The 9,334-nt window shown below is 64.8% G+C and carries 8 protein-coding genes; 5 read left to right on the top strand and 3 right to left on the bottom strand.

All coding sequences use genetic code 11. The annotated features are described in order from the left end of the window. The first annotated feature begins 180 nt into the window (after positions 1-180). The 4 genes from fba to B3E94_RS07405 all read left to right on the top strand — a co-directional run bounded on the left by fba (position 181) and on the right by B3E94_RS07405 (position 4,410). Positions 181-1,245, top strand: coding sequence for a class II fructose-bisphosphate aldolase (gene fba, locus B3E94_RS07420; protein WP_008093958.1), 1,065 nt, complete (start codon positions 181-183; stop codon positions 1,243-1,245). 195 nt (positions 1,246-1,440) lie between these two features. Next, complete coding sequence (locus tag B3E94_RS07415) at positions 1,441-3,561, top strand: putative bifunctional diguanylate cyclase/phosphodiesterase (protein ID WP_286912930.1); 2,121 nt, start codon at positions 1,441-1,443, stop codon at positions 3,559-3,561. A gap of 39 nt (positions 3,562-3,600) precedes the next feature. After that, entirely contained in the window at positions 3,601-4,101 is a 501-nt protein-coding gene (locus tag B3E94_RS07410) for a M48 family metallopeptidase (protein ID WP_176513789.1), read from the top strand. Between the two features lie 12 nt (positions 4,102-4,113). Further along, positions 4,114-4,410 (top strand): winged helix-turn-helix domain-containing protein, encoded by a 297-nt coding sequence (locus B3E94_RS07405; protein ID WP_003249396.1) that lies wholly within the window; start codon positions 4,114-4,116, stop codon positions 4,408-4,410. Between the two features lie 10 nt (positions 4,411-4,420). Here B3E94_RS07405 and B3E94_RS07400 read toward each other — a convergent pair whose 3' ends face one another. After that, on the bottom strand, positions 4,421-4,873 hold the full coding sequence (locus B3E94_RS07400) for a GNAT family N-acetyltransferase (RefSeq protein ID WP_176513791.1): 453 nt from the start codon (positions 4,871-4,873) through the stop codon (positions 4,421-4,423). A gap of 187 nt (positions 4,874-5,060) precedes the next feature. Here B3E94_RS07400 and B3E94_RS07395 point away from each other — a divergent pair, with 187 nt between their 5' ends. Further along, a complete protein-coding gene (locus tag B3E94_RS07395; RefSeq protein WP_176513793.1) occupies positions 5,061-5,798 on the top strand; it encodes a substrate-binding periplasmic protein in 738 nt (245 codons plus the stop codon). 209 nt (positions 5,799-6,007) lie between these two features. On the opposite strand, the gene yccS is transcribed toward B3E94_RS07395, so the two are convergent. Next, positions 6,008-8,191 carry a YccS family putative transporter gene (gene yccS, locus B3E94_RS07390; RefSeq protein WP_286912928.1) on the bottom strand — a complete coding sequence of 728 codons (2,184 nt, stop codon included), beginning with the start codon at positions 8,189-8,191 and terminating at the stop codon, positions 6,008-6,010. Positions 8,192-8,273: 82 nt separating this feature from the next. Continuing rightward, the coding region (locus B3E94_RS07385) for an NAD(P)/FAD-dependent oxidoreductase (RefSeq protein ID WP_286912926.1) at positions 8,274-9,334 on the bottom strand (1,061 nt) is incomplete at its 5' end.

Here is a 9,334-nt window from a genome sequence, read left to right as displayed (position 1 = left end):
TCCACACCAGGGGCGAAGAAGGCCTGGTGTACTGGGTGGCAACCAACGATCTGATTGGGCGGGGCTGCAAGGCACCGTGCCTGGCCGGGCCGCGAGGGTGGCCCACACTACTTGAACAGCAACCGCCCCTGCGGCAGGCTTGCACGAAACAAACGACGCTTGTCGGGAGAGAGATACACAATGGCACTCATTAGCATGCGCCAGATGCTGGACCACGCCGCCGAGTTCGGTTACGGCGTTCCGGCTTTCAACGTCAACAACCTCGAGCAGATGCGCGCCATCATGGAAGCGGCCGACAAGACCGACTCTCCGGTCATCGTCCAGGCCTCCGCCGGTGCTCGCAAATACGCCGGTGCGCCGTTCCTGCGCCACCTGATCCTGGCTGCCATCGAAGAATTCCCGCACATCCCGGTGTGCATGCACCAGGACCACGGCACCAGCCCTGACGTGTGCCAGCGCTCGATCCAGCTGGGCTTCAGCTCGGTGATGATGGACGGCTCGCTGGGCGAAGACGGCAAGACCCCGACCGACTACGAGTACAACGTGCGCGTTACCCAGCAGACCGTTGCCATGGCCCACGCCTGCGGCGTGTCGGTCGAAGGCGAGCTGGGCTGCCTGGGTTCGCTGGAAACCGGCATGGCCGGTGAAGAAGACGGCATCGGCGCCGAAGGCGTGCTGGACCACAGCCAGATGCTGACCGACCCGGAAGAGGCCGCCGACTTCGTCAAGAAGACCCAGGTCGACGCCCTGGCCATCGCCATCGGTACCAGCCACGGTGCCTACAAGTTCACCAAGCCGCCTACCGGTGACGTGCTGGCCATCGACCGCATCAAGGAAATCCACAAGCGCATCCCCAACACCCACCTGGTGATGCACGGTTCTTCCTCGGTACCGCAAGAGTGGCTGGCGATCATCAACCAGTACGGCGGCGACATCAAAGAGACCTACGGCGTACCGGTCGAAGAAATCGTCGAAGGCATCAAGCACGGCGTGCGCAAGGTCAACATCGACACCGACCTGCGCCTGGCCTCCACCGGTGCCATGCGCCGCCTGATGGCCCAGAACCCAAGCGAGTTCGACCCGCGCAAGTTCTTCGGTGAAACCGTCAAGGCCATGCGCGACGTGTGCATCGCCCGTTACGAAGCCTTCGGCACCGCCGGCAATGCCTCGAAGATCAAGCCGATCTCCCTGGAAGGCATGTTCCAGCGTTACCTGAAAGGTGAGTTGGCCGCCAAGGTCAACTGATCCGCTGAACGGTACGAAAAACCCGCAGAAATGCGGGTTTTTTTATGGGCGAAATGCCGGCAGGTGACCGTTAGTCGACTACCCTTAGATTTCTTCACTGATAGCGTTCTGATTGCATTGCGTGTTGCAGGCTGGTGTCTAGAGTATTAATCGGATCCAATTGCAGGTTGAAGTCGGTCACACAAGAGAAGCAGCATGGATGGCGCTTACCCTCACCCCTCAGAGAGCAAATCTGTGCTCCTGGTGGTGGATGATTACCCGGAAAACCTCATCAGCATGCGCGCACTGCTGGCGCGCAACGATTGGCAAGTGCTAACGGCAAGTTCGGGGACGGAAGCCCTGAGCGCCTTGCTCGAACACGATGTCGACCTGGTGCTGCTGGATGTGCAGATGCCGGAAATGGACGGCTTCGAAGTCGCCCGGCTGATGCGTGGCAGCCAGCGTACCCGCCTCACCCCGATCATCTTCCTCACCGCCAACGAGCAGTCCGATGCCGCCGTGCTCAAGGGCTACGCCAGTGGCGCGGTGGATTACCTGTTCAAGCCGTTCGACCCGCAGATCCTCAAGCCCAAGGTGCAGGCGCAACTGGACCAGCAGCGCAACCGGCGCATGCTGCAGCGCCTGACCCGCGAGCTGGAAGCGGCCCGGGCCTTCAATGCCTCGATCCTGGAAAACGCCGCCGAGGGCATCCTGGTGGTCGATGCCTCGGGCACCATCAGCTTCGCCAACCCGGCCATTTCACACTTGCTCCAGGCGCCGGTGGAGCAACTTCAAAGCGTGCACCTGCTGGATCTGGTGCAACTGCCCAATGCCACCTTGTGGCACGACTCCGACTTCCACCAGGCCTACCTGGCACGGCGCATCTTCCGGGTGCACGACGCCCATTTGCGCACGGTGGGCGGCCACCTGGTGCCGGTGGCGCTGTCGTGCGCGCCATTGCCCGCCGACCAGCAGGCAATGGTGGTGACCGTGCTCGACATGTCGGTGGTGCGCAACCTGCACCAGCAGCTCGAATACCAGGCGGTAACCGACCCCCTCACCGGCCTGCTCAACCGCCGCGGTTTCTACCAGGCCGCCGAAGGCGTGCTGCTGCGCAACGAGCGCTCCGACAAGGCCCAGGCGCTGATGTACATGGACCTGGACGGCTTCAAGCGCATCAACGATTCGTTGGGGCATGAGGCCGGTGACCGGGTATTGCGCTGGGTGGCCGAGCAGTTCAAGGACTGCCTGGGCAGCGAGGCGCTGCTGGCGCGCATGGGCGGCGACGAGTTCACCGCACTGTTCGACAGCCTGCCGTACCCCGAACAGGCCGGGCGCTTCGCCGAGCAACTGCTCGAGCGGGTTTCCATCCAGCAGCCGATGGAGGGCCTGGATGTCAGCCTGGGCGTGAGCATCGGTATCGCCACCTACCCAGACTGCGGGGCCACGGTCGAAGGCCTGCTGCGCGCCGCCGATGCGGCGATGTATGCGGCCAAACAGGCTGGGCGCCAGCAATACCGCTTCTACGACCAGGAGCTCAACGGCCGCGCGCGTTCGCGGCTGATGCTCGAAGACGGCGTGCGCCAGGCGGTCGAGGCGCAGGACTTCAGCCTGGTGTACCAGCCGCAGGTCGGCTTCGCCGATGGGCACCTGCGCGGCTTCGAGGCCTTGCTGCGCTGGCAGCACCCCAGTGTGGGCGATGTACCGCCAGGGCTGTTCATTCCCCTGCTGGAAGAGGCCCGCCTGATCAACCGCCTGGCCAGCTGGATCTACCGCCAGGGCGCGGCCCAGCGCCATGCCTGGCGTGAGCGTTTCGCCCCGGACCTGGTATTGGGCATCAGCCTGAGCCGGGCGCAATTCGCCATGCCCAGCCTGGTCGATGAGCTGCGGCGGGTGATCGACGAGTACCACCTGGTGCCCTCGCAGCTGGAGGTGGAGGTTGCGGAGACTTCGCTGACCGACAACCTCGAGGCGGCCATCAAGCAGATACACCGGGTGCACGAACTGGGCGTGAGGGTGGCGCTGGACGACTTCGGTGCCGGTGACTGCTCGCTGCGCATGCTGCGCGACCTGCCGATCGATACCTTGAAGCTGGACCGCCACCTGGTGGCGCGCCTGCCGGGCTCGGCCGCCGACGCCGCGCTGGTGCGCAGCGTCATCGGCCTGTGCGCGCAATACCGCATCACGGTCATCGCCGAAGGCGTGGAAACACCGGCCCAGGCGGCCTGGCTGAAAGCCAACGGCTGTGCCTACGTGCAAGGCTTTCTGGTCGCCCACCCGATGACGGCGGCGCACGCCAGCGAGTTCCCGGCAATTTTTCCCTGGCCCCGGCCCTGATTGGCTAGAATCGGCGTTCGTTACGCCGAAAACCGTGCCATGACCGTATTACGCTACTTGCAAGCCTACCCGCCGCACCTGCAACAGCAGGTGCAGCAAATGATCGACAGCGACCGCCTGGGCGGCTACCTGCAGCAGCGCTACCCGGGCCGCCATGACGTGCAGAGCGACAAGGCGCTGTACAACTACGCCCAGCAACTGCGCCAGCAGTACCTGCGTACTGCGCCGCCGCTGGACAAGGTGCTGTTCGACAACCGTCTGGACCTCACCCACCGCGCCCTGGGCCTGAATACGGCGGTGTCGCGGGTGCAGGGCGGCAACCTCAAGGCGAAGAAGGAAATCCGCATCGCCTCGCTGTTCAAGGAGGCGGCGCCGGCGTTTCTGCGCATGATCGTGGTGCACGAGCTTGCGCACCTGCGCGAGCGCGACCACAGCAAGGCGTTCTACCAGCTGTGCCAGCACATGGAACCGGACTACCACCAACTGGAATTCGACCTGCGCGTGTACCTGACCTATCGGGAACTGCCAGGCAACCTGTAAGGACCCCGCAGCATGGAAGTGAGCAAGACCAAGAGCAGCTTCTATCGTCGTTTGTACGTGGCCTGGCTGATCGACAGCCAGACCGCCACCAGCGTACCGGCCTTGATGGAGGCCACCGGCATGCCGCGGCGCACCGCCCAGGACACCATCGCAGCCCTGGCCGACCTGGACATCGTCTGCGAGTTCGAGCAGCAGGAAGGGGCGCGCAACCATGCCGGGCACTACCGCATCCATGACTGGGGGGCGATCGACAAGCAGTGGATCATCCGGCACCTGCGCCAGATCCGCGAGGTGCTCGGCTACCCGTGAGCTGCCGGGCTCAGGCCTTGCGCATGCCGATGTGGGGGATGTCGTCTTCCAGGTACTGCTCGCCCACCACTTCGAAGCCGTGCTGGCCATAGAAGCCCTGCAGGTGCGCCTGCGCCGAGAGGTACACCGGCGTGCCCGGCCAGCAATGCGCGGCCGCTTCCAGCCCTTTGAGCAGCAGCGGGTGGCCCAGCTTCAGCCCGCGCGCCTGCGGCGCCGTCACCACACGGCCAATGACCACGTCGCCACCCTGGGACTGCGGATCGAGCAGGCGCAGGTAGGCCAGCAACTGGTCCTCCTGCCAGGCCATCAGGTGCAGGGTGTCGCCTGCCAGGTCCTGGCCGTCGACTTCCTGGTAGGCGCAGCGCTGCTCCACCACGAACACTTCGGTGCGCAACTGCAGGATGGCGTAGAGCTGCTCCTTGCTCAGATCAGTGTGGTGCTTGCAGACCCATTCGATGGACATGGCGGGTAACTCCTGAAAATGATCGGCGATCATCGCAAATTTGCTGGCCGGCGACGAGTGGCAGATGGGTTCGGCCAAAATAGAGGCTAAATGACACTATTGGCCGCTGCCCTGCGCCACGGCTTTGTGTACTCTCGTTTGCAGATGCCTTTCATCACGTGTGCCCCCTCTGCAAAAGGACTTCAGCATGCGGCCACTGCTTTACGCGTTGGGATTGTTGGGCGTGATGCTGACAGCACCTGCCCTGGGCCAGGAAAAGCTGCGGCTGGTGGCCGACAACTGGCCGCCGTTCACCGACAGCGGCATGCCCGGCGGTGGCTTGGCCACCAGCCTGGTCACCACCGCGCTGACACGCGCGGGTTATGCCAGCGGCTACGAGGAGGTGCCCTGGGCGCGTGCGCTGATGGGCATTGGCGAAGGGCGCTACGACGTGCTGATCAACACCTGGTACAACGACTCGCGGGCGCAGGTCGGCCAGTTTTCCAAGGGCTACCTGAACAACCGGATTCGCCTGCTCAAGCGCAAGGGCGACAACTTCCGCTACCAGCAGCAGAGCGACCTGTACCCCTACAGTATTGCCGTGGTGCGCGACTACGCCTACTCGCCGGTGTTCGATGACGACAGCCGCCTGCACAAGGTGCAGGTGCGCAACTTCTCCACGGCCGTGCGCATGCTGGCGGCAGGGCGGGTGAACCTGGCGGTGGAGGATGAGTACGTGGCGCGCTACAACCTGCAGCGCGAGCCGCAGCAGGTGCGCGACGGCGTGACGCTGGTGGGGCCGCCGCTGGCGGAGAATACCCTGCATATTCTGGTGAGCCTGAAGCATCCCGAGCACCAGCAGATCGTCGAACGCTTCGAGCGCGCCATTGCGGCGATGAAGGCCGATGGCAGCTATGCGCGGTTGCTGCGCCAGCATGGCTTTTGACCTCTGGCGTCTGTGCTGGCCCTATCGCCGGCAAGCCGGCTCCCACAGGTTAGCTACAACCCTTGAGCCTAGCGGGGTACCTGTGGGAGCGGGCTTGCCCCGCGAAGAGGCAAGCCGGCTCCCACAGGTTATCTACAACCCTTGAGCCTAGCGGGATACCTGTGGGAGCGGGCTTGCCCCGCGAAGAGGCCGGCAAAGGCAACGAGAAATCAGGCCGGTGAGCCCTCTTTGATCAGGTGCGCGGCCAGGGTCCGCAGCGGCCCCAGCTGCCGGCAGATCAAGGCCAGCTGCGTCTGCACCAGCCGCTGATGCTCATCCACCTCATCGGGCATCTGCTCCAGCGCATTGGCCAGCGCCTCCTCGGCGTCGCTGTGAATGGCCACCGGCAAGCGCGCCGCCAGGCCATTGGCAATCTCGTCCAGGCTGTCGGCCAGGCTCTGCCCGGCGCCGTCGATCAACTGTTCCTGCACCTCTGCCGGCAAGGCATTGTCGCGGTGTGCACCCAGCCCCGAGAGGTAGCTGAGCAAGGTATGCGACAGCACCAGGAAGCGGAAGCCCACGTCCGCCTCCTTACGAAAATGCCCAGGCTCCATGAGCATGTTGGCCAGCGTGGTGGACAGCGCGGCATCGGCGTTGTGGGCGTTGCGCCGGGCCAGGCGGTAGGCGAGGTCGTCGCGCTTGCCGTGGGCGTACTGCTGCATGATCTGGCGCAGGTACAGGCTTGCGCAGCTCAAGGTATTGGCCAGCGCCTTGTTCAGGCGCCGGCCCTGCCAGTCGGGGAGGAACAGGAACACCGCGAGGATGGCGATCAGGCTGCCCACCAGCGTATCGAACAGGCGCGGCAGGAACAGCCCATAGCCATCGCCGATCTGGTTGAAGCAGAACAGCACCATCAGCGTGATGGCTGCCGTGGCCAGGGTGTAGCGGGTGGTGCGGTTGACGAAGAACACCACTCCGGCAACCACCGCGAACAGCGACTGGATCACAGGGTTGGGGAACAGGTCGAACAGCGCCCAGCCCACGGTCAGGCCGATGGCCGTGCCGAAAATCCGCTGCACCAGCTTGCGCCGGGTCGCGCCGTAGTTGGGCTGGCAGACGAACAGCGTGGTGAGGATGATCCAGTAGCCCTGGGTCGGGTGGATCAGGTGCACCATGCCATAGCCGATCGACAGCGCCAGCGGCAGGCGCAGGGCATGGCGGAACAGCAGTGAGGTGGGTGTGAGCTGGGTGCGCAGGCGGGTCCAGACGTCCTTGAGGTTGCGCGGCGAGCGGTCGAGCAGGCTGCTGTCGCTGGCATCGGCGAGGCTGTCCGGGTTGCTGGCGGCGCCCAGCAGGCGGTCGAGGGTGGCCAGGTTGGCCGCCAGTGCTCGCAGCGAGCGCAACAGGCCGCGCCAGGCCGGGTTGTTCTGGTTGCGCAGGTGCTCCAGGGAGGCGTTGAGGTCTTCCAAAGTGTCGGCGAAGCGGCTGTCGAGCACGAACGGCTGGCGCAGGCGGATCGAGCGCGCCAGGTCCTGGCAGGCCGAGCCTTGATGGCGCAGCAGGCGCTGGCAGCGGAACATCACGTCGCTGTGGAAGAACGCATCGGCCAGGGCGTTGTAGGGGTAGTGCGAGGCGCTGACGCGCTCGTGGATGTCCTGGGCCAGGAAGTACAGCTTCAGGTAGCGGCTGACCTTGGAGTTGGGCTGGCTGTTGCCCACCCGGTGCAAGATGATTTCCTTGGCCGCGTTGAGGGCCGCGACCACCTTGCCGTTCTGCTGGGCCAGCTCCAGGCGCCGGGCTTCCAGGTCATGGTTGCGGATCGGCTCGAACAGGTTGGCCTTGAGCTTGAGGTAGCGGCCCAGTTCGAAGAACAGCTTGGCCAGGCTCTGCTGCACCGGCTGGTTGGAAAACAGCGCCTGCCACAGCACCGACAGCAGGCCGTACCAGGCAGCGCCGGCCACCAGCAGCAGCGGTTCGTGCCAGAAGTCGGTGACCTGGCCGCCGCGCTGGTCGACGCCGATCATGGTGTACACCGCGGTGATCAGCGTGGCCGAGGCGATGGCGCCATAGCGCTCGCCCAGCGCCCCGAGCATGGTCAGGCCGAAGGCCGCCAGCGCCAGGGCGATGGCGAATATCCAGGGGTAGGGGAACAGCAGCTCGACGGCGAGGGCGGCGATGGCGAAGCACACCAAGGTCACCGCCAGGGCGCTGAGGCGGCCCTGCCAGCTGTCGTCGGTCTCGGCCAGGGCGCTGGCGATGATGCCGAGGAACAGCGGAATCAGCAGGCCCATCTCGTTCTGGTACCAGCACAAGGCCAGGCTGCCGGTCAGGGCAATGGTCACTCGAATGCTGTAGCTGAACTTGTCTTGGCCCCACAGGCGACGCAGTGACTGACGGAACGAGCTCGATGACATGATGGCCTTGGGCAGTGATCGAATGAATGCATTGCCGCACGGACCAGCAAGAAGCGTTCCGTGCTGCTGAATGGATTCTACTCTACACGAACTGCGCCGCAGCGTTGGCCGATGCCCAGGCCCACTGGAAATTGAAACCGCCCAGGTGGCCGGTGACATCCAGCACTTCACCGATGAAGTACAGCCCAGGGCTCTTCAGCGACTCCATGGTCTTGGACGACACCTCGCGGGTATCGACGCCGCCCAGGGTCACTTCGGCGGTGCGATAGCCCTCGGTGCCGGCCGGCACCAGCTGCCAGGCGGCCAGCTTGTCGGCGATCTGCGCCAGTTCTGCCGGGGTGTACTGCTTCATCGGCCTGGATTCGAACCACTGCTCGGCCAGCAGGTTGGCCAACTTGCGGGTGAACACCTCGCCCAGCACCGTCTTGAGCTCGGCGTTGGCGCGTTCGGCTTGCTGCTGTTGCAGCCAGGCCAGCGCATCGCGATCGGGCAGCAGGTTGATCTCGACGGTGTCGCCGGCTTCCCAGAACGAAGAGATCTGCAAGATCGCCGGGCCACTCAGGCCGCGGTGGGTGAACAGCAGGTTTTCGCGAAAGCTGGTGCCGTTGCAGCTGGCCGTACAGTCCAGCGAGGTGCCCGAAAGCTCGGTGCACAGTGCCTTGAGTTGGGGCTCGGTGATGGTGAACGGCACCAGGCCGGCGCGGGTCGGCAGCAGGGTGTGGCCGAACTGGCGCGCCACCTGGTAGCCGAAACCGGTGGCGCCCAGGGTCGGGATCGACAAGCCGCCGGTGGCGATCACCAGCGACTGGCAGGCGAACTGGCCGGCGCTGGTTTGCAGCAGGTAGCCGCCTTCGGTCTTCTCGATGTGCTGGATGCTGGTTTCCATGCGCAGTTCGGCACCGGCCTCGGCGCATTCGGCCAGCAGCATGTTGAGGATGTCGCTGGCCTTGTTGTCGCAGAACAGCTGGCCGAGCTTTTTCTCGTGGTAGGGCACGCCGTGCTTGGCCACCAGCTCGATGAAGTCCCACTGGGTGTAGCGGGCCAGGGCCGATTTGCAGAAGTGCGCGTTGTGCGACAGGAAGTTGGCCGGCTCGGTGTACAGGTTGGTGAAGTTGCAGCGCCCGCCGCCGGACATGAGGATCT

Origin of the sequence: Pseudomonas sp. UBA6315 (assembly GCF_002438125.1) — a bacterium.
Classification (GTDB): domain Bacteria; phylum Pseudomonadota; class Gammaproteobacteria; order Pseudomonadales; family Pseudomonadaceae; genus Aquipseudomonas; species Aquipseudomonas faucium.
The sequence above is the reverse complement of the archived record's forward strand: the minus strand, read 5'-3'. Positions and strand labels throughout refer to the sequence as shown.